The sequence below is a fragment of the Ruegeria haliotis genome (assembly GCF_013377785.1).
GTDB lineage: Bacteria > Pseudomonadota > Alphaproteobacteria > Rhodobacterales > Rhodobacteraceae > Ruegeria > Ruegeria haliotis.
Map to the genome: position 1 here is coordinate 1 of NZ_JABXWT010000026.1, position 20,478 is coordinate 20,478.

21 protein-coding genes and 1 pseudogene are annotated in these 20,478 nt (G+C 55.3%); 14 read left to right on the forward strand and 8 right to left on the reverse strand.

Translation table 11 applies throughout. From position 1 onward, the window contains the following. Positions 1–191: 191 nt before the first annotated feature. Positions 192–349: pseudogene (locus HW561_RS24095) on the forward strand (aminomethyl transferase family protein); the annotation flags it as partial. 5 nt (positions 350–354) lie between these two features. Here HW561_RS24095 and HW561_RS21825 read toward each other — a convergent pair. The 4 genes from HW561_RS21825 to HW561_RS21840 form a co-directional block, all read right to left on the reverse strand. Continuing rightward, positions 355–1,011 (reverse strand): helix-turn-helix domain-containing protein, encoded by a 657-nt coding sequence (locus HW561_RS21825; RefSeq protein ID WP_176867468.1) that lies wholly within the window; start codon positions 1,009–1,011, stop codon positions 355–357. A gap of 321 nt (positions 1,012–1,332) precedes the next feature. Further along, the gene (locus HW561_RS21830; RefSeq protein WP_176867469.1) at positions 1,333–2,715 is read right to left on the reverse strand and encodes an MATE family efflux transporter; all 1,383 of its coding nucleotides are present in this window, start codon (positions 2,713–2,715) and stop codon (positions 1,333–1,335) included. A 12-nt stretch (positions 2,716–2,727) separates the two neighbouring features. Beyond that, positions 2,728–3,315, reverse strand: coding sequence for a helix-turn-helix domain-containing protein (locus tag HW561_RS21835; protein WP_176867470.1), 588 nt, complete (start codon positions 3,313–3,315; stop codon positions 2,728–2,730). A gap of 11 nt (positions 3,316–3,326) precedes the next feature. After that, positions 3,327–3,905 (reverse strand): carboxymuconolactone decarboxylase family protein, encoded by a 579-nt coding sequence (locus tag HW561_RS21840; protein ID WP_176867471.1) that lies wholly within the window; start codon positions 3,903–3,905, stop codon positions 3,327–3,329. A gap of 314 nt (positions 3,906–4,219) precedes the next feature. Between HW561_RS21840 and HW561_RS21845 the strand changes: the two genes are divergently transcribed. The 5 genes from HW561_RS21845 to HW561_RS21865 all read left to right on the forward strand — a co-directional run bounded on the left by HW561_RS21845 (position 4,220) and on the right by HW561_RS21865 (position 8,241). After that, a complete protein-coding gene (locus HW561_RS21845) occupies positions 4,220–4,966 on the forward strand; it encodes an amino acid ABC transporter ATP-binding protein (RefSeq protein ID WP_328803323.1) in 747 nt (248 codons plus the stop codon). A 1-nt stretch (position 4,967) separates the two neighbouring features. After that, positions 4,968–5,810, forward strand: coding sequence for an amino acid ABC transporter permease (locus tag HW561_RS21850; protein ID WP_176867472.1), 843 nt, complete (start codon positions 4,968–4,970; stop codon positions 5,808–5,810). 36 nt (positions 5,811–5,846) lie between these two features. Next, on the forward strand, positions 5,847–6,680 hold the full coding sequence (locus tag HW561_RS21855) for a transporter substrate-binding domain-containing protein (protein ID WP_176867473.1): 834 nt from the start codon (positions 5,847–5,849) through the stop codon (positions 6,678–6,680). 101 nt (positions 6,681–6,781) lie between these two features. Then, positions 6,782–7,618, forward strand: a complete 837-nt coding sequence (locus HW561_RS21860) for an amino acid ABC transporter permease (RefSeq protein WP_211198735.1) — start codon at positions 6,782–6,784, stop codon at positions 7,616–7,618. A gap of 14 nt (positions 7,619–7,632) precedes the next feature. After that, positions 7,633–8,241 carry a glutathione S-transferase family protein gene (locus HW561_RS21865; protein WP_176867475.1) on the forward strand — a complete coding sequence of 203 codons (609 nt, stop codon included), beginning with the start codon at positions 7,633–7,635 and terminating at the stop codon, positions 8,239–8,241. Between the two features lie 29 nt (positions 8,242–8,270). Here HW561_RS21865 and HW561_RS21870 read toward each other — a convergent pair whose 3' ends face one another. The 3 genes from HW561_RS21870 to HW561_RS21880 form a co-directional block, all read right to left on the reverse strand. After that, positions 8,271–8,588 carry a non-heme iron oxygenase ferredoxin subunit gene (locus tag HW561_RS21870; protein ID WP_176867476.1) on the reverse strand — a complete coding sequence of 106 codons (318 nt, stop codon included), beginning with the start codon at positions 8,586–8,588 and terminating at the stop codon, positions 8,271–8,273. A gap of 3 nt (positions 8,589–8,591) precedes the next feature. Next, positions 8,592–9,548, reverse strand: a complete 957-nt coding sequence (locus HW561_RS21875) for a fatty acid desaturase family protein (protein ID WP_176867477.1) — start codon at positions 9,546–9,548, stop codon at positions 8,592–8,594. A 155-nt stretch (positions 9,549–9,703) separates the two neighbouring features. Continuing rightward, positions 9,704–10,789, reverse strand: a complete 1,086-nt coding sequence (locus HW561_RS21880) for a hypothetical protein (protein ID WP_176867478.1) — start codon at positions 10,787–10,789, stop codon at positions 9,704–9,706. A 95-nt stretch (positions 10,790–10,884) separates the two neighbouring features. On the opposite strand from HW561_RS21880, the gene HW561_RS21885 reads away from it, so the two are divergent. Continuing rightward, positions 10,885–11,814, forward strand: a complete 930-nt coding sequence (locus tag HW561_RS21885; protein WP_176867479.1) for a LysR substrate-binding domain-containing protein — start codon at positions 10,885–10,887, stop codon at positions 11,812–11,814. Between the two features lie 97 nt (positions 11,815–11,911). After that, positions 11,912–12,961 (forward strand): aromatic ring-hydroxylating dioxygenase subunit alpha, encoded by a 1,050-nt coding sequence (locus tag HW561_RS21890; RefSeq protein WP_176867480.1) that lies wholly within the window; start codon positions 11,912–11,914, stop codon positions 12,959–12,961. Positions 12,962–12,996: 35 nt separating this feature from the next. Here the strand turns inward: HW561_RS21890 and HW561_RS21895 are convergent, their stop codons facing one another. Further along, a complete protein-coding gene (locus tag HW561_RS21895; protein WP_235963033.1) occupies positions 12,997–13,785 on the reverse strand; it encodes a phytanoyl-CoA dioxygenase family protein in 789 nt (262 codons plus the stop codon). Positions 13,786–14,130: 345 nt separating this feature from the next. Here HW561_RS21895 and HW561_RS21900 point away from each other — a divergent pair, with 345 nt between their 5' ends. The 6 genes from HW561_RS21900 (at position 14,131) to HW561_RS21925 (ending at position 20,455) form a co-directional block, all read left to right on the forward strand. Beyond that, positions 14,131–15,381, forward strand: coding sequence for an FAD-dependent oxidoreductase (locus HW561_RS21900; RefSeq protein ID WP_176867482.1), 1,251 nt, complete (start codon positions 14,131–14,133; stop codon positions 15,379–15,381). Between the two features lie 9 nt (positions 15,382–15,390). Further along, positions 15,391–15,648 (forward strand): sarcosine oxidase subunit delta, encoded by a 258-nt coding sequence (locus HW561_RS21905; protein ID WP_176867483.1) that lies wholly within the window; start codon positions 15,391–15,393, stop codon positions 15,646–15,648. Further along, positions 15,635–18,505 carry a 2Fe-2S iron-sulfur cluster-binding protein gene (locus HW561_RS21910; RefSeq protein WP_176867484.1) on the forward strand — a complete coding sequence of 957 codons (2,871 nt, stop codon included), beginning with the start codon at positions 15,635–15,637 and terminating at the stop codon, positions 18,503–18,505. The genes HW561_RS21905 and HW561_RS21910 overlap by 14 nt, the downstream gene beginning before the upstream one ends. 1 nt (position 18,506) lies before the next feature. Beyond that, complete coding sequence (locus tag HW561_RS21915) at positions 18,507–19,004, forward strand: sarcosine oxidase subunit gamma family protein (protein ID WP_176867485.1); 498 nt, start codon at positions 18,507–18,509, stop codon at positions 19,002–19,004. A 14-nt stretch (positions 19,005–19,018) separates the two neighbouring features. Further along, on the forward strand, positions 19,019–19,429 hold the full coding sequence (locus tag HW561_RS21920) for a RidA family protein (protein WP_176867486.1): 411 nt from the start codon (positions 19,019–19,021) through the stop codon (positions 19,427–19,429). Positions 19,430–19,522: 93 nt separating this feature from the next. Next, positions 19,523–20,455, forward strand: a complete 933-nt coding sequence (locus HW561_RS21925) for an AEC family transporter (protein ID WP_176867487.1) — start codon at positions 19,523–19,525, stop codon at positions 20,453–20,455. Positions 20,456–20,478 lie beyond the last annotated feature (23 nt).

Sequence of the window (20,478 nt, forward strand, 5' to 3'; positions counted from 1 at the left end):
TGGCAGATCTCCTTGTTTGTTTCGTTACGATTCGACGGTAGCAACAAATCTGCAAGGCATCAATAATGGTAGGAAAGCTTTTTTCCTTAGGGGCAACGGGCGTGAAATCAGAAATCACGCCAACGATGACCATTAGAACGTCTTAACTCTGGAAGGGATAGGTCGGCCCAATTTCAACTAGGTCAACGGCTCAGTTTTGGACGCTCGACCTGCTGCGCACTGAAAGCTATCTGCTCTACCCGTCGACGACGAAACCTGCGGCGATACACTGCAAGGATTGGGCCTGGATTTCACCGTCTCTCTTGGCAAGACGGGCTTTACCGGTGTCGAAAATCACTATGCTGCGCAAACCGATCAGTTTGCCTGCGGATAGCTGATCACCGAGATGTAACGCGCGGGCAGGGTGACCAATCGTTCCGGTCCGTGCGGTGCGTCAGCATCAAAGAACAGGGTATCGCCCGGTTGCAGTGGATAAATCTGGTCCCCATGGCGATAGTCAACTTCACCTTCCAGCATGTAGATCGTCTCGATACCGCCATGCTGGAAGGTCGGAAACACATCAGACTCTTCCGTCAACGTGATCAAGTAAGGCTCGACGATCACTCCCGATCCATTGGCCCCTATATGTCCCAGCAGATTGTATTGGTGATTTGCGCGCGTCCCCTCGCGCTCAAGCTCTACACCTTCGCCTGCTTTTGTGTGAACCGCCTCTCGACGTTCTTCGAACTGGCGGAAAAAGCTTGTCAAAGGAACTGAGAGCGCATCGGCCAGGGATTGCAGCGTCGTCAACGAGGGCGATGTGTTGCCATTCTCGATCTTGGACAACATGCCAATCGACAATCCGGTCAGTCTGGCCAGATCTGCAACGGTGATGTTTTGCTGTTTGCGGAAGGCACGGACCTCTCTGCCAATGGCTACTTCGAGTACTTTTTCACGTTCACCGGGTTGAACGGAATGTGGATCCTGCGTCAGATTTACCACCATTTCTGCGTCGTGTTTTTTCAATTTCATAGCTTCAATGCACTGCTACACTTGTCCAAGCCGGTTTCGCAAGTTGGTGCAGGGCAACACCCTTTGCAATTTGGATTATCTTAGCATCAATCTTTCCTAATAGTAAAATAGTTATGCTGGCAGAAAAAAGACGAAATTGGATTTCTACTGTTGGAGGAGGTGTCAATGACCTACACGCGTCAGGACTTCTGTGCTGCGTCCAAACGGTAATCGACGGAGAATATCTCGTGACTCGCCCATTCAAAATGGAGCGATCAACCCGAACGTCTCACTCGGCCATAGTGGCGTGCATGTCTACCGGTTCTGACCTTTTGAATTGCTCTAGGGGTTGCTGGGCTTAAGCCGAAGCCCCCCAATTTCGCGCCGTGTTACATGGGTGGTCATGATCAGGGCTATCATCCATCCCGTAACAACGGCAGCCGCAGTGCCAAACCAAACACCAGTTTCGTTAAAGCCAAGTAATCCAACAAAAACCCAGACAAAAAAGGCAACTCCAAAACCTTGTCGATACAGGCTTATCCATACAGTCCAGATTGGTCGTTTCAACGCTTGCAAAAGGGAGTTGATCGAAAACAACATCATGTAAAACGGCAGAATTAAGCAATCGACGCGCAAATAACTCAAACCGACGCGAATAACTTCGGGATCATCTGTAAACAGCCCCAGCATCGGTCGACCAAAAATCCACAACAAAGGGGCTGCAATGGCCGTCATGATGAACCCGACTTTCCAGCAATGGAACAGAGCTTCCCTTACCCTCGCGAATTCATGGGCACCAAAGTTCTGGGATGCAATTGGAAGCAGCGCTCCGGTAACCCCCAGCACGGGCAATAGCAGAATCTGCTCTAGGCGAATGGCAACTCCATGGCCTGCAATTGCGTGTTCACCAAAGATTTTCAGGGCATATTGCATGACGAAACCTGACAATAACATCACCATAAAGGATGTTGCCGTCGGCAGAACCTGAACCGATATTTCAGACAACTTTTCCAAACGTGGGACAAAGTTGCGGGCGCGCATACGCCGCATTCTGCGCCGTCGGAGCACTTGTCGGATCATAAAGATCATGACACCGGTTTGACTGATCACAGTCGAGACGGCCAGGCCATCGAAACCGATGCCTGGGACCAACCCAGGAATACCATAGATCAACAGGGGGTTCAGCGCGATATTGGCGAAAAACGCCACGACGAGCGCGCGCTGCATTGAAACTGCATCCCCGTGTGCCTGAAGGATTCCATTGCATCCAAAGGCCAGTAGGAACCCGGGTAACGCCAGAAGCAACCAATGGAAATAGCGCAGCCCCGCACTACGGTATGAACCCGGTTCGGAAACCAGATGGATCAGTGCCGGACCATACCATAGCCCCGCCAGCGCCAGCACAGAGGCCGCGATGAACCCATAACTCATCCCTTGCGCGGCCAGCCGACGGGCCTTGCGAAGATCCCCGGCCCCCAAAGCGTTACCGACAAGTGCGCTCATCGCGGCCCCCAGTCCCACGCCAACCGATATGGCAATGAAGAAGGCCTGAAACCCAAGCGCCAGCCCGGCCTGAGCGCTGGTGGACAGAAGACCGGCAAAGAACATGTCCACGACATTATACAGCGTGTTGAACAGCATCCCGACGGCGCCGGGGATGGCGAGGGTACGAAAATGGGACGAGATCGGCCCGCGTGTCAGATCAAGTTCGGTTGGGATGGCCATGTCAGCAGGTCATTACGGTCGTTCAGCCTGAACCGTCAAAAAAACGAACTCTGGTGTAAGGACCTCTTCAAACCCGTGGTTCAGTTCGGCATCGACACTGACACTGTCTCCGGCCGACAGGGTGAACCGGGCCTCGCCATAACGATATATTGCCTCACCCTCGAGCGCCTGAACAAATACCACGCCGTGGCCCACATAGGTTGGGGGTCGCCCTTCGTCGCGCATCAGAATTACGCGGCGGGCCTGAAATCGCAGGTCTTTTCGGGAATGAAGCGCCAGATTGACGTATTCATGCGAATGACCGTCAGCCAGCCGTACGGATTTCAATCCCTGCCCGTGGCGGACAATGGTGAAATCCGTGTGATCTGTGCGCGCTTCGCGGAACAATGAGATGATGGGGACCTCCAGCGCCTCGGCCAGAGCGGCCAACGTGTCGATTGACGGCGAGACCAGCCCGTTCTCAATACGGCTGACCATCGCTGCCGATATGCCGGATTGCTCGGCCAGTCGGCGGGCGGATTGTTTACGGCTTTGGCGCAGCTCCTTCAGCGAAGCGCCGATAGCGCGGTCAATCTGTCTTCCCGGAGTGTCACCTTGCATGATATCTCCTGTCACTCGTCGGCGTAGTAACCCACGACATCTCCATCTGTGGTGACGCCCAGACCGTTCAGCAACCGATTGGCGTAGTTGAAATACCCGACGATCTGATTGATTTCGAGGATCTCGCCATCTTCCCAACCCGCGTCCTTCAGGGCGATTGCATCCGTTTTGGCCATGGTGCCGGGCGACAGGGTCAGTTTTTCGGCATAGATCAGCGCGGCCAAATGTGCCCCGTCAAATGCGTCCTGTGGGCGGCGGGTCTTTAACGCGGCTTCGATCTTATCGGCGCGGGCATCATCGGCAATCAGATGCCGGGCGTTGGCCCAGTGGTTGGCATAGGAATAGGGGCAGGTGTTCAGTGTGGATACATAAGAGCTGACGACTTCCTGAAACCACATCGGCACCGTATTGGCCTGATCATGCAGACAGGCCCGATACAAAATGACATGTCCTTTCATCGTATTGGGCCGCAACGAATGCACGCGCATGACATTGTCCACCGTCCCATGCGGCGTGCGCGCGAGGTCCAGAATGGACTTTAGCTGATCGTCGGCATCTTCGTCAGATATCATCCGAATCCAGGCAGACATTCACATTTCCTCCCTTGATCGTCAGCTTGCGTTTTGGGTAATCCCAGGCTGCTGCTGAGTTTTTTATTGACGAATATTGCATATTAAGCAACCATATTAATTAGCGTGCAACAGAATTGAGGATTCTATACCCTTGTCCGATTGCTCCACTCAATCGCGCCGCCAAGCCGGCGGCTGCTGTCTGGGCAGGTTTCTGGTCGTGTCAAGACGACTGACAGGCGTGCCGGATTTTCAGGAAAGAAGGTCTCCAGCCCTGATTTCACCCTTTCACCAGGACATCAGATAATGCGCTCCCACGACACCGCAGGCCCGGCATGAACCAACCCGCTCCTATGATCGAGGTCACCAATCTGGACAAATTCTACGGCGCATTCCACGCGTTGAAGAATATTGATCTAACAGTTCACCAAGGTCAGAAAGTGGTGATTTGCGGCCCTTCCGGATCGGGGAAATCCACGTTAATCCGATGCTTCAACGGCTTGGAATGGCACAATTCCGGACGCCTCGTGATTGATGGGATCGAAGTTTATGAAGGAGCCAAGGAAATCCGTGACCTGCGACAAGAGGTCGGCATGGTCTTTCAGCAGTTCAATCTGTTTCCGCACCTGACCGTCCTGGAAAATCTGACGATCGGTCCGATGAAAGTGCGCAAGATTTCCAAAGCGCAGGCCGAAGAGACTGCGCGCAATTATCTGGACCGGGTTCACATTCCCGAGCAGGCCGATAAGTACCCGGCTCAGCTATCGGGTGGTCAGCAACAGCGTGTGGCCATTGCACGGTCGTTGTGCATGGAAACCCGGATCATGCTGTTTGATGAGCCGACCTCCGCCCTTGATCCCGAGATGATCAACGAAGTGCTGGATGTAATGGTTGAACTGGCCGATACCGGCATGACTATGGTCGTGGTTACGCACGAGATGGGGTTTGCCCGCAAGGTCGCCGATACGATGGTCTTTATGGAAGCAGGCCAGATCGTCGAAATCTCGCCTCCTGAACAGTTCTTCACCAACCCCTCCAGCGAACGCTGCCGCCTGTTCCTGAACCAGATACTGGAACACTGACATGAGCGATCTGGGCATATCAGGGCCAAAAGGCCAACCACTGCCTAAACCGCCAGTCTACAAGCGGTTTTTTGACTCGGTTCCTGTATCGATCGCAATCTACACCATCGTTGTGGGTCTGATTGCCTACGGGTCCTATGCCGGCGCGCAGGGTATGGGATATAACTGGCAATGGTACCGGGTGCCGCAGTTTTTGTACCGAAACACCGAGATTGGGTTTGAATGGGGCGAAATTCCAATCGGTCTGGTCGCCACCATCAAACTGTCCGTTACGGCCTTTTTGCTGGCAACATTCCTTGGATTACTTGTGGCGCTGTTGCGGTTGTCTGGGTTGGTCGTAGGATCAGCCGTCGCAATTGGGTATCTTGAACTGATCCGGAACATTCCGCTGCTGGTTCTGCTTTATCTGTTCTACTATGTTCTGGGACCTATTTTTGGTTTTGATCGCTATACCGCCAGTATCCTGACCCTGGCGGTATTCCATTCTGCGTTGATATCCGAGATTTTGCGGGCAGGGATCAACGCCATCCCCACCGGCCAGTGGGAGGCGGCCAAGTCCATTGGTATGAGCCCCTATCAAACCTATCGCTATATCATCCTGCCGCAATCGGTTCGCTTTATGTTGCCGCCCATGACCGGCGAGGTTGTTCACCTGATCAAATCCTCGGCGATTGTCAGTGTCATTGCGGTTGCCGAACTGACCACGTTCGGGCGCAACATCATTTCTGACACCTACATGAGTTTCGAAATCTGGTTCACCATCGCACTGGTTTATCTGGTGGTGACCCTGATCCTGTCGATAGGCGTAAGCCATCTGGAGAAGAAATATGCCGTCGACCAATAAACCCAAAAAATTAACCGGACAACAAGGAGAACCAAGATGAAGCTTTCTCGCAGAATGCTCGGGGTAGCACTGGGCGCGGTCGTGGCGACTGGAATGGCGACCTCAAGCTGGGCGCAAAGCGCGACCCAAGGCCTGTCCAGCGAAAGTGTAATTGAAACCATCAAACAGGACGGGGTAGTCCGGATTGGCCTATCGTTGTTCGTGCCATGGTCAATGCGCGATAAAAATGGCGATCTGATCGGGTTCGAACTGGATGTCGGGCGCAAGCTGGCCGAAGACATGGGTGTCGAGGTCGAGTTTGTACCAACCGCCTGGGATGGCATCATCCCTGCTTTGGTGTCGGGCAACTTTGACGTGATCATTTCAGGTATGTCTGTGACCGCACAGCGGAACCTGACGATCAACTTTACCGATCCTTACGCCTACTCAGGTCTGGCTATTCTGGCCAACCAATCGCTGACCGAAGGTATGGCGCTTGAAGATTTCAACAAGCCTGACGTGACATTTGTTGCGCGTCGTGGTGCGACGCCAGCCGTGGTCATCGCCGAGAATTTCCCTGATGCGACACTGCTGTTGTTTGACGAGGACGGCGCATCGACCCAAGAGGTTCTAAACGGTAATGCCCATGCTTCGATGGCGGCACAGCCGACGCCGAACCGCGACGCAGCGCAGTATCCTGATACCTTAGTCGTGCCATTCGAAAACCTTTATGATCAGCGCGGCGAAGCCTTTGGACTGCGCAAAGGAGATCCGGATGCCATGAACTTCTTCAACAACTGGATTGCGCAGCAATGGCGGTCTGGTTGGTTGCAAGAGCGTCACGATTACTGGTTTGCGTCCAACGAATGGGCCGACCAGGTCGCACAATAAAGACAATGCGCCGGAGGGTGATTGCCACCCTCCGGATCTGAAACGGAGCACGCCGGGTGCAGAATTTCATCAAAAAACTCAGATGGCCTGATTACCTGATTATGGCGACTCTTTTCGCGTTTTTTGGATACATCTGGCTATCGATCGAGGGCACTCTCAACTACAATTGGCGGTGGGAGTTGATCCCCGGCTATGTTGTAGGTTGGCATTCCGGTCGTGAGGAATATTTTGCCAACCTGTTCTTGCAGGGCTTGGTGGCCACGATCCGCATCAGCATTTATTCCGGTATTCTGGCACTGATTCTGGGCACATTTCTGGGTGTTGCGCGGTGTTCAGCCAATCTGACGATCCGGATGCTGGCGCGGACTTATCTTGAATTTCTACGCAACGTGCCACCAGTTGTTGTTGTCTTTATCTTCTTCTTTTTCCTGTCCCAACAATTGATCGACGCGCTGAACCTCGAACGCTGGGCACGTGGTATCGCGCGGCAAGAGAACAACCAGATCTGGACTTTCTTCTTCGGTGAAATGCGGCGTTTTCCTTCGCTTGTGTCGGGCGTCATCGTTCTGGCCTTGTTCGAAAGCGCCTTTGTTGGGGAAATTATCCGGGCGGGTATTCAGTCGATCCCCAAAGGCCAGCGCGAGGCCGCTCGATCGATCGGGATGAGCCAACTTCAGGAACTGCGCTACGTGGTTCTGCCGCAAGCCTTGAAAAAAGTGGTCCCGCCATTGGCCAATCAGTTCATTTCGCTGATCAAGGACAGTTCGATCCTGTCGCTGATCTCAGTACAGGAATTGACTTATAAGACCGTCGAACTCGTCGCATCTTCGCGCATGATTTTCGAGGCCTGGATCACAACTGCAGCCTTCTACTTTATCGTCTGTTTCAGCCTCAGCCGTATCTTTGCCCGTCTCGAGAAGCGGTCGGACAAACGATAGGTCGGTCGGCCCGAATGATACGTCTTTTTGATTTCAAGCTGTCCGGCAGTTGTCACAAAGTCCGCATGTTATTGTCGATGCTGCACCTTGAATATCAGTTGATCGACGTCGATCTGTTGAACGGAGATCAGACACAGGCACAGTTCCTGCGCATTAACCCGCTGCACAAGGTGCCCGTCCTCGATGATGATGGGTTTGTTCTGCGCGACAGCACCGCGATCATGATGTATCTGGCGCAAAAATACGACGCGGCGAGTTGGGCCCCCAAGACACCTGAAGAACACGGCGAGATTCAGCAGTGGCTGTCCTTTTCGGTCAATGAAGTATTTCACGGACTGGCAACGGCCAGAGCAATTGTTCTGTTTGAACGGGATATTGATCTGACCGGACCACAAGCACTGGCTCATTCATCGCTGGAGACAATGGAGCGGCACTTGTCCGGCAGCCCTTGGCTGGCTTGCGGCCAGCTGACTCTGGCAGATCTGGCCTGCTACCCTTACGCCGCGCTGTCTTATCAGGGGAACGTTCCATTGTCCCCGTACCCGTCGGTGCAAAACTGGATCAGGCAGATCGAGGCTCTGCCCGGATATGTGGCTATGCCCGGGGTACCAGCCCCCGCCTGACACAAGTGTCTGTCAGGGGCTGGACGCAGTCATAGCCTGACCTGAACCATGCCATTTTCAATCCGGGTTTCAAAAACGCGCATTGCCCGCGTTGCCGGTGCCGAAACGGGGTTACCATCTCGTACATCAAATGCGCCTTGATGCAGGGGGCATTCAATCACATGGCCATCAAAATAGCCGTCGCATAGATCTGCGCCACCGTGGTTGCACAGCGCCAGCGACGCATAGACACCGCTGGGCGTATCATAGATCGCTATGAGACGCGGCCCGATCTCGATCCGTGTGACCCAGTTTTTCTCCAGTTTTGAGGCCTCGACCACGTCGCGCCATGGTTTTTCACTTACCATCTGTCAGACCTCTGCCTTTTGTCCGGGGTTGCGTCGCAGGATCTGGCGCAGAATGTCGCGGTGCGCGGCCAGATAGCCGCCCTTTTCGACAAAGATGTGGTCCTTCAGTTTTTCATGCAGCCGCGGCAGCGCGTGAAAGGGGACCGACGCCACATAATGATGTTCCGCATGATAGTTCATGTTCCAGCACAAAAAAGCCATTGGCGATGAAACCAGATTGGTTCGGGTGTTTTCCGACATCTGGGCAACTGTAGGCCGCCCCACATGTTCAGTCATGCGCACAAACCTCATAACTGGTTCACCCAGAAATAATGGAATAATCCAGTACCAGATCAGACCCCACCAACCCGTCAGGGCCATAGCCAGAAAAACAGCCCCGTAGAGGGCAAGCATCCGGCGGGCATCCCAAAAGACCGCCTTATGTTCGACCTTGGGAATAAAGCGCAGCTCTACCTCACTGAGGTTACCGCGTGCGTGGCGGAACACCTCAGTGAACTTACCACGCCAGTAGGGCAGGGCCGAGAGATAGAGGAAATACTGACCAAGCGTTTTGGGCAGGGGGATCAGTTCGGGATCTTCGCCGGTCAACTGGGTATAGGTGTGATGATCACAATGCTCGTATCGAAAAAACCGATGCGGCAGAATGATGATCAACCCGCAGATCTGACCGACCAGATCATTCAGCCAACGTGTTCGGAACACGGTGTAGTGCACACATTCATGTTGCAGCGAAAAGTGATGGACCAGAACGACACCCTGAAGAAACATTGCAGGCCAGAGCAGCCAGCTGTTCCAAGACAGTGTGATCAGCGTCGTGGTAAAAGCGAGTAACAGGATCCAAAGTGCAAGGCGGCGCAAGCCCGGTCCGTTTGAGCGCTGCATAAATCTCTTGAGTTCTTCGCGCGTAAGTTTTCCTTCGGCCAAGGCCTGAGTCAGCGGCGTGACGATTGCTTTTGACATGTGAGTTCCATAATTTTGCCGGTGCGGGGGCGTTGCCCACTGCGCATAAACCGGCACCGGAGACGGGAGTGCTCCGCACCATAGGGCCAACTCGGAGAGGCCCTATTAATATAGGATTATCCTGTCAGATTGCGATTCGATCAAGACAGGAATGGTCAGACAGCCGCTTGCAGTCCGATATTTGGGTCAGGGTCGGCAAACAGGGCCGCTGCGCAGGAATGCCGGTCAAGAATGGATTGACCGTTGGGTAGACGTTCGGCAAGAAAAACACCGTTATCCCAGTAAGTCACACCGTTGATTGCAATGGTCGGATCAATCACATTCCAACTGATTTCACCGGGTGCATAGGCTCCGCAAGTGTGGAAATGCAGAATGCGCGGATTTCCAAAGGCAGATCCGCCCCAACGTTCATAATTGTCACGCATATCCCAGGGATATCCGCAGCCCGGGTGAATCCCTGCGTGCCAGGAATGTACAAAATTGCGATCAATGCCGAATTGCCCGGCAACCCGGTCATAGTGAGCCTCGGCGCGCGCGGCGTTGACGGGATCGCCCTCGAACCGCGTTAACCGACCATTTTCCATCATCGCAAAAACGGGCCGGTCGAATTCGATCGTGTAATCGTCATAATATTTGGATCCTGTGCCCGTCAGGAAGCTGACGGCCACCCGGCCGGAAAAGCTGTGGGCTGGAACTGGTGTGAAGACGGACATTGGAAACCGCAGGATCGAGGTATCTCCCGTGGGCTTCAGGTCCATCATCGGGCGTCCGCGCACGTCAGTTCCCAATGGGCAGGTGATCCGAACTTCCTGAGCCGCATCAAGCACCGCGTTGACGTCGGCCTTAAGCTCCAGGAATGCATCGTGGTGCCCGTTTGAAAAGCCCGAACCCAGCAGCTCTTTGTTCACGGCAAAGCTGACGATGATCCTTTTGCCCTGTGGCATGTCTGAAAACCGCAGCTGGTCCCCGAGGCGCGCCAGAAACAGAATGATATCCGCAGCCTGAAACCTGGCCAGAAGAGCGGGCGAAAGATGCGGGTTGTCGGGATTGAAGCCCACATCAACAGCATCAACGGCCAGCCCCAGATTTTGGGCCGCCTTGTTGACGACATCCACGCAATTGGCATCAAAATATCCGAATTCCGGCGGCTCGAATGCGATCAGCAGCCGGTCACCTGCGGTTGCATGGGCGCAGTTCACCAGCAGGTTTCGCGCGCCTTGCTCGGGCGTCGTGTCGGACATTGATACCCCCTAGTATCTGATTTTAACAAATCTAATGCCCTCAACCGTCTCTAATCCATTTGAAAGAAATAATGGCTGACATTAGGATGACTAATATGATCTTGAATCTACCATATTCCGCGCTGCGTGCCTTCGAAGCTGTGGTGCGCCATTCCGGCTTTTCACCAGCTGCCGAGGAACTGGGCGTCAGTCAGAGTGCCGTAAGTCAGCATGTAAGATCTCTGGAAGAATGGCTTGGCCGTGAACTGTTGGTACGCGGTGCGCGCCAGTCGCGACCAACCCGCGAGGGCGAGCAGCTGGCGCTGGCAATATCAGATGGGTTGGGGCGTATCTCGGATGTCTGCGCACAATTGCGTGACAAAACGCGCAGTGATCGGACGATCGTTATTTCGTGCCTGCCGGGCTTTGCGTTTAACTGGTTGTTTCCACGCCTAATTCACTTTGATCTGGCGCATCCCGACCTTTCAATTTCGATCGCCACCGATACTGGTCAACATCCCTTTTCCGGCGCTGATGCGGATATAGGCATCAGGTATGGGCTGGGCGAATATCCCGGGTTTCAGACAGATTTGTTGATGAATGAGCGACTATTTCCTGTCTGTGCACCGGGCCTGTTGCCCGAGTTGCACAGTATCGAGGATCTGTTTCGCCATACGTTACTAGTGGACGAAAACCTGCACCATGGTGCGGCCAGTCCGACATGGGAATTCTGGGCCCGACAATGTGATCTGAACTTGCCAACAACACTGCGCACACGCCAGTTGGGGCAATCGAACATGGTTGTACAGGCCGCAATCGAAGGGTTGGGCGTGGCATTAGGGCGTGAGCCGCTGGTCATCGATTCACTGTCGGAAGGGCGGTTGGTGCGTCCTTTTCCGTATCTGACGCAATCTCCGTTGTCTTATTGGCTGGTACGGCGGCATGAAACGAAGGACAGCCAGAAGGTCAGCGAATTCCTGAACTGGATTCAGGCCGAAGCCAAATCGCAACCTGACATTCCACCAGTCGTCGCCGGTTCAAATTAGCCCACCTTATATTACACATTACCAATCCCGCATGGCGGAGGGTAGGCATGCTGCTCCATACTGGCACAAGCCAACTGAATTAACGGAGAGCAGGATCATGTATCTTAAGAACTGCTGGTATGTCGCTGCATGGAGCAAGGATATCGGTCACGCGCTGAGGGCCGAGACCTTTTTGGGCGAAAACGTCGTACTCTATCGCCAGCAGGATGGCACTCCGGTAGCACTGGAAGACGCGTGTCCGCATCGCAAACTACCTTTGTCAAAAGGCAATCTGAAAGGCGATTTGGTAGAATGTGGCTACCACGGTTTAACCTTCGATTGTTCGGGAAAATGCATCGACAGCCCGACCCAGCGGGGAATGACCCCACGGCGGGCGGTGGTGAAATCCTATCCGGTGGTCGACCGTTATCGGTTGCTGTGGATCTGGATGGGGGACCCCGCCTTGGCCGATCCGGACAAAATTTTCCCGGTGGAGAATTTCGACGATACCAGCTGGGGGCTGACCGATGGCGGGGTAATGGATATCGACTGCCATTATCTGTGGGTTTGTGACAACCTGCTTGATCCCAGTCATGTGGCGTGGGTTCATGTGTCCTCGTTTGCCGGGGCAGGGACGGACGAAGAGCCACTGAACGTGGAAAAGACAGATCGCGGTGTGATCGTATCGCGCTGGATCGAGAAAAAGCCGCCTTCACCCTATTACGCCAAGCTGGTCTCGTTTGAAGGTGATTGCGACCGCCTGCAACACTATGAGATGTGTATGCCTGCAATCGGATTGAACAAGTCCATTTATACTCCGATTGGCACAGGTGGGTATGACAAGGATCCGGTTGATGAGACATTCATTAATATCTCATACAATTTCATGACACCGATTGATGAGGATAGAACCAGATATTTCTGGTTCCAGCATCGCAACTCCCTTTCCGATAATGCCGAAGTGTCGAAATATATGAATGACGGCGCACGAATGGCATTTCTTGAGGATAAGGATGTGCTGGAAGAAGTTCATCAGGGCATGAAACACGCCAAAACGCCACATATTGATCTGGGCCTTGATGCCGGAGCTAAGCAGTTCCGGCGTGTCCTAGGCCGCGCCATCGAGGCCGAGAGTACCACGCCAGAAGGCGTTTTGCAGAGCGCCTGACAACGAAAAAGGGCCGGATTTCCCGGCCCCTTTCCTCAGGTTGTTTCGTAGATAACCGGGAACCGGCCACCGGCGAACGGTGCCCCAGATTTCAGACTGTCATCGTGCAGCCATTCGGTAACTGCATCGCGCGGCTCATAGGTCGCGCCCTCGACTGCAAAGCGTATCGCATACCCGCGCCGACGGCGGGTTGAGGTCCTGTTGCCCATCGCCGAATGTACGGTCATCCCGTCGAATGCCAGAGCGTCTCCGGGCCTCATATTCTCAAAGTGAAAGATGTCGTATTCGGACCGGTTCGCTTCGAAATCCGGCATGTCGATATAGTCGGGATTGTCTTGTTCCAGATAGTGCAGGAACCCACCCAACTGATCAGTCTTGAATGGCCGGTATTTGGCGCCCCAGGCATGTGAGCCACGCACAAATTCCAACGCCCCATTGTCCGGGTCCACAGGATCAAGCGCGATCCACATGGTCATGATCGGACCTGACACCGGCCAATAGGGCTGATCTGTGTGCCATCCGGTCTGCGTTTGGGTTCCGGGTTCCTTTGCGAAAATCTGGTCGTAGATCAGGGATGTCCATGGGCTGCCCGCTACCTCGGCCACACGTCGCCCGATATCCGAGGTCAGGCAGTAATCCTGAAACACGCCCGGAGTTTCACGCATGTTCTTATAGGCGAAATACCGGTCACTCTTTTCGACCTCAGTATCCACCGCGTGACGTAGCTTGCTTAGCCATTCATCCGACAAGATATTCTTCAGTAACACGACACCGTCGCGCGTATAGGCATCCTGAACAGCCCTTAGATCAGTGGTTTTTGTCATTGCTTTTCCATCCATATCATCCGCCCATGTTTCGGGGCGGCTATACAAAGCAGGCGTGATACGCCCGGGTTCACATGGAGTCAGAAAACTGGGGAGCTGCGGCAATTGACGATGAAACAGGGCCACTTCGACCGGGCCGACCAACTGCCAGCAAGGCTTTGGTGAAACTGTTTGATACGCAAAGACATGGTGCATGCTAACCGAAATCGTCTGACCGAGCCAGAGCAAGCTATGTTTGTGCTCCTTCGATGGATCACTCAAACGTTGTGTGAACGAAAGTCGGTGTGCGTCCGGGTAAATTTATTTATTGACGAATTTTGTTCCTTGATAAATATTGTTACTACCATGCAAAAATATTCTCTGTTCTCACTCGCCCGAAATGCGCTTTCTGGGCACCGCAACTGGCCCTTGGCTTGGCGGAGCCCACCCCTGAAAGATCAGTATGAGGTTGTGGTGATCGGGGCGGGGGGGCATGGCCTGGCCACCGCCTATTGCCTGGCCAAAGAATTTGGCATCACTGATGTGGCCGTTCTGGACCGTGGCTGGCTGGGCGGCGGCAACATCGCGCGCAATACTGTGACGATCCGGTCGAACTATATGCGCGACGAGTCGATCCCGTTCTACGTCAAATCCGTGTCCATGTACGAAGGGCTTACGAAAGAGCTCAACTTCAACATGATGCACTCCAAACGCACGATGGTGGATGTTGTGCAAACCTGGCCTAAGCTGCGCGAGCTTCGGCGCAGGCAATTGGTGATGGATATCTACGGTTCGACCTATGAGCAGATCACAACAGACGAACTGCGCCGCCGCATCCCCGCACTGACCGGCGGCGGGCCCGATGCGCGCTTGCCGATCATTTGCGGCATGGTCCATACGGATGCGGGCGTAAACCGACATGATGCGGTGGCCTGGGGCTATGCCCGTGCGGCGGATGCCATGGGCGTCGAAATACACCAACAAACCGCCGTGCAGTCGCTGATCCGGGGGGCGGATGGCGCGATTGAAGGGGTTGAAACCAATCAAGGAACAGTTCGGGCCAAAAAGGTTGTTGTGGCTGTGTCTGGTCACACGACGACCCTGACGGAAACAGCAGGTCTGAAACTACCATTGCGGACGATGAACCTGACGGCCTTTGTGTCCGAACCGGTGCAGCCGCTGGTCGATGTGATCGTGAATTGCCCGGACAGCGGTTTCTATTTCAGCCAATCCGACAAGGGCGAAATGGTGATCGGCGGCGCACCCGACATGGGGCAAAGCTTTCGCCGCGATATCAAGCAAAACGTGTTCGAAGACACCGTGACCTCAATGCTGTCCCTCTTCCCCAGCTTCAAGAAGCTCAAGCTGATGCGGCAATGGGGTGGGCATCTGGATATTGCCCACGATGCCTCGCCCATTATGGATCAGACCGAAGTGCCGGGGCTGTTTGTCACCGCCGGATGGTGGGGCGGCTACAAGGCGATCCCGGCGGGCGGTCTGACGCTTGCGCATCTGGTGGCAAAAGACGAGCCGCACCCGTTGATGTCTTCATTCACCCTCGACCGCTTCCGCCATCTGGATTTCGTGATGGAAGCTGGCACGACGACCGCACGATAGGACAGGACCATGATGCTCATCCCCTGCCCATTCTGCGGCAAACGCAACGAAAGCGAATTCATCTTTGGTGGCCCAGTAGTGGCTGCCCGACCCGACCCAAATGCCGTCAGCGATGCAGAATGGGTCGAATACCTGACAATTGCGCCAAACCCACTGGGGCCGGTGCAGGAAAAATGGTGGCATGCGCGCGGCTGCGGTGAATGGCTGACGATCTGGCGTGACACCCGAACCCATGACATCGTGGAGGCGCCCAATGGCTCAGAGTAACCGCCGCGCCTCTGGTGGGCGTATAGATCGCAATCGTCCGGTACGCTTTCAGTTCAACGGTAAATCCTACGAAGGCTACGAAGGTGATACGCTGGCCTCGGCATTGCTGGCCAACGGGGTGCGTGTCACCGCCCGTAGTTTCAAATACCATCGCCCGCGCGGTATTGTCGGCCACGGGCCCGAGGAACCGGCCACCTTGGTGGAACTGGACGGCGAGGATGCATCGGGAAACCGCCCGGCAACCACGGTGCCACTGCGCGACGGGCTGAGTGCCCGGTCGGTCAATTGCTGGCCTTCGCCCGACTTTGATGTGAGCGGAATCAACCAACTGTTTGCTCGTTTCATTCCTGCGGGATTCTATTACAAAACGTTCAAATGGCCCAACTGGCACCTGTTTGAGCCGACAATCCGCAAAGCCGCCGGGTTGGCGGCGGCACCGGCGCAACCACCGTCGTCAGGTCATTTCGAAGCGCGGCACGCGCATGCCGATGTTCTGATCGCCGGTGCAGGTCCCGCCGGGTTGCAAGCCGCATTAGAGGCGGGTCGGGCAGGCAAACGCGTGTTTATCGCGGATGAAGGAACCGAGGCGGGCGGTAGCCTTTTGAATCGGAACCTGACTATCAACGGACAGCCCGCGATGGACTGGGTGGCTGATGCGGTGCAGGAGCTGCGGGGGATGGGCAACGTCACCCATCTGCAAAACGCGACCGTCTGGGCCTATCGCGAGCATAACCTGCTGATCGTCAACGAACGCGAACCGGAACAGGGCAGTGTACTGGAACGCAGTTGGCGGGTCCGTGCGGGCGAAGTGGTTATTGCCACCGGGGCCACCGAACGCGCAATGGTCTTTGCCGACAATGACCGGCCCGGCGTCATGCTGGCCTCATCCGTGCAGGCTTATGTGAACCGCTGGGGTGTAGCGCCGGGTCAGCGGGTGGTTTTGTTTACAAACAACAACAGCGTCTATGCGGTTGCCGCAGATCTGGTCGCAGCCGGAGTGACGGTTGAAGCAATCCTAGACAGCCGCGATACGGTGCCGCAAGAGGCATTGGATACAGCGCAAGGTATCACCGTTCACACTGGGACAGTGGCCGCAGGTGTGAAAGGTCATAAGCGCCTGCGTGCAGTACACGCAGTTTCAGCGAAAAGTGGCGCAGACACCTGGATCGATTGTGATTTGCTGGGCCATTCGGGCGGCTGGAATCCAACTGTGCATCTGTGGTCACAATCCCGCAGCCCCCTGCGGTTTGATGAAGACCTGAGTGCGTTTGTGCCTGACGCAGCCGCTCAAGCCTGCCGCGCGATTGGTGCAGCGGCCGGGGATCTGACGTTGGACCGGATTGTTCAAGGCGGCTTGGACTTGCCATATGCGATCGAACCACTCTGGCGTGTTGATGTCCCGGGTCAACGCGGCAAGGCGTTTCTGGACCTTCAGAACGATGTGTCTGTCAGTGATGTTCAACTGGCCTTGCGCGAAGGCTATGACAATGTCGAACATGTCAAACGCTATACCACGGGCGGCATGGGGATCGATCAAGGCAAGACCGGAAACATCAACATCATCGGCACGGTTGCAATGCAAAAAGGCGTGCCCTTGCAGGACGTGGGCACGACAACTTTCCGCTCTCCATACACGCCGGTCTCATTTGGTGCGATTGGCGGATTGCGCGAGGAATCCGTGCTGTTCCCATATCGGCACACGCCGGTAACGCAATGGAACAAAGACAATGGCGCAGTGATGTACGAGGCTGGTGCCCGCTGGCGCCGTCCCGGCTACTTTCCCAAGCCCGGTGAGGGATTGCAGGAGGCGGTGAACCGCGAGTGTCTTGCGGTACGCGAAGGGGTCGGCGTCTACGACGGCTCGCCGCTCGGGACGTTCGAGTTGAAGGGCCGCGACGTGCCGCGCTTTCTCGACTTCCTCTACTCCAATGTCATGTCCAGCCTAAAACCTGGGGACGGGCGTTACGGCCTGATGCTGTCGGATGACGGGTTGATCCTGGATGACGGGGTGGCGTTCCGGTTGGATGAACACCGCTGGATGGTCTCGACTTCGACGGGTCATGCTGACGCTGTGAACCAGCATATGGAAAAACTGCTCCAGACCGAATTCCCTGACTGGCAGGTCATGATCACCACCGTGACCAGCCAGTGGAACAACGCTACTATCTGCGGTCCACGCGCGCGCGATGTCATGCAGGCGCTGGGGACAGACATAGATCTGTCACCCGAGGCGTTTCCCTTTATGTCCTTCAGGGATGGCACTGTGGCTGGGATCCCGGCCCGTGTCGTGCGCGTCAGTTTCACTGGCGAGCTGTCATTCGAGGTTAACGTCGCCCCACGCCATATGGCAGAACTGTGGGCCAAGGTTATGGAGGCGGGTGCGCCTTTTGGCATTCTACCCGTGGGCTCGGAATCCAGCCATGTTCTGCGGGTCGAAAAGGGCTTTCTATCACTGGGGCACGAGGTGGATGGCACCGTCGATGCCTATGATCTGAGTATGGGTTGGGTCATGTCTAAGAAAAAGCCTGACTATCTGGGCAAGCGCTCGGTCGCGCTGCGCCGTGAAGGCGGCAGCACGCGGCGTGAACTGGTGGGCATTTTGCCAGGAGATCCCAACCGGCAAGTGCCCGAAGGCGCACCGCTGACCCTCGGGGGCCGAAAAGAGGCTACCGAAGGGCTAGTAACCGCCTGTGTCTGGAGCGTGGTGAACGAACGCTGGGTCGGGCTGGCGCTGCTGGAAAACGGGCACGCGCGGCATGGGGAAACCGCCCATGTGCGTCTGAAAGACGGGGTGATCCCGATCACCATCGCCAAGCCGGTGTTCCACGATCCGGACGGCAAGTTGCTGAGGTCCTGAGATGAGCTATGACATACAGATCACACGCCAGAGCCTGAACGCACTGTTCGACCTCAAAGGCGCGTCAGCGGCGATTGAAAGCTGGGCGGGAAACGCTTTGCCCAACCTGCCCGATCAACCAAACTCGCGGACAGAGAAGGAAGCGGTCGAACTGTATCATATCGGGCGGGATCATTGGATTGCTCGCGCGCCAGTGGGTCAAGAAGAGGCGCTGGAGGCGCGACTTAAACCCAACGATTGCCCCGCAGATGTCAGTATCGTGCGGATTTCGGATACCTTGACCTTTTTTAGGGTTACAGGATCGCAGGCTGGCGAAGTGATGGCCATTGCCTGTCCGCTGGATTTACACGACAGTCAGTTCGGCGATGACACGGTTACCTACACAGACCTGTTCGGCCTCAAGGCATTGGTGATGCGATGCAAGGATGGGTATGAACTTGCGATCGAACAGAGCTTTGGCGACATGGTCGAGGATTATCTGGCCCGCGCCACTGCCTAAGGACAGGAGCGGCAATGACCCGAACACATATTCACAAGTACCAGACCCGCTATCATGCGCAGGCAACCTATTCCAAGGCCATCCGGGCTCGGGGTGATTTTGTGTTCATGCAGGGACAGGTCGGCACATTACTGGACGGAACGTTGATTGGCGAAGACGACCCGGGCGCGCAGGCAGATCAGGCCTGTCGCAACATTCAGCGCTGGATGGAAGAAGCCGGGGGCAGTTTGTCAGATGTCTGCAAACTCACAGTTTATGTCACCGATATCTCGTATCGCCCCGCTGTTTACGAGGCGATCAATCGCTGGTTCGACGGCGTGCACCACTGTTCAACCGGGGTGGTCGTACAGGGATTGGCCGATCCGTCGTTACTGGTCGAGATCGACGCAATGGGCGTCATCGATGACGATGCTGCAGGGACATGATGGCCACTACACAAATCCAACGCCGAATGGCATTGAAATTCACGCCGTGAGAGTGTCGGGTTTGGGTGTGCTCATTATTGCCCGTGGATTACCATGCTGACGACACTGACCTCTATCCTGCCGATCTTTCTGATCATCGCGTTAGGCCTTGCCCTTCGTAAAGGTGGCATTCCCAGCACCGATTTCTGGAATCTGAACGACAAGCTGGTCTACTGGGTGCTGATGCCTTGTCTGTTGTTTTCAAAGATCTCGTTGTCACCACTGGATAAATCCGCTCTTGGCCTTTACTCGGTCACCATTCTGGGTGGGTTCGTTGCGGCGCTGATGTTTGCCGTCATCAGCGCACGCCTTTTTGGCTTTGCCGCGCCACAAGGTACGTCGATATTGCAAGGCAGTGCCCGGCATAACTCATTCATTGGGCTTGCACTGGCGGCAAATCTGTTTGGTCCGACGGGATTGGACATCGCTATTCTAGCGACCGCCATTCTGGTGCCGATCACCAACATCGTGATGGTGATCATGCTGGTCGGAGCCCTGCAAAACAACAAGGCCACCAATTTACCAGTGGCTATCCTGCGCGAACTGGCGCGCAACCCTTATGTCATTTCAATCCTGTTGGCCGTCGGGGCCAATCAACTGATTGGGGACCGGATTCCGGTGATACATGATGTGGCCGACGTTCTGGGTGCCGGAGCCCTGCCGATTACCTTGCTGGCAGTGGGCGCCAATTTGCGAGTTCGCGCGATGGCGGCCAGTGCGTTGCCTCTGATCCTGGCATTTACGGGCAAGATGGTGATCTTTCCGGTCGTGGTGCTGATTGTCGGGCTAATGGTTGGATTGCCGCAGAACGTACTCCAAGTCGCAGTCGTCTATGCCGTGGTGCCGACAGGTGCTTCCTCGTACACGCTGTCAAAACAGCTGGGGGGTGACGCACCTTTGATGGCCGCCATTGTCACCCTGCAAACTTTAATCGCTGCGGTGAGTATCCCCCTGTCTCTGGCAATATTGCTGCCGTTGGTTGGTTGAGATAGCACCAGGTGGGCGACGCT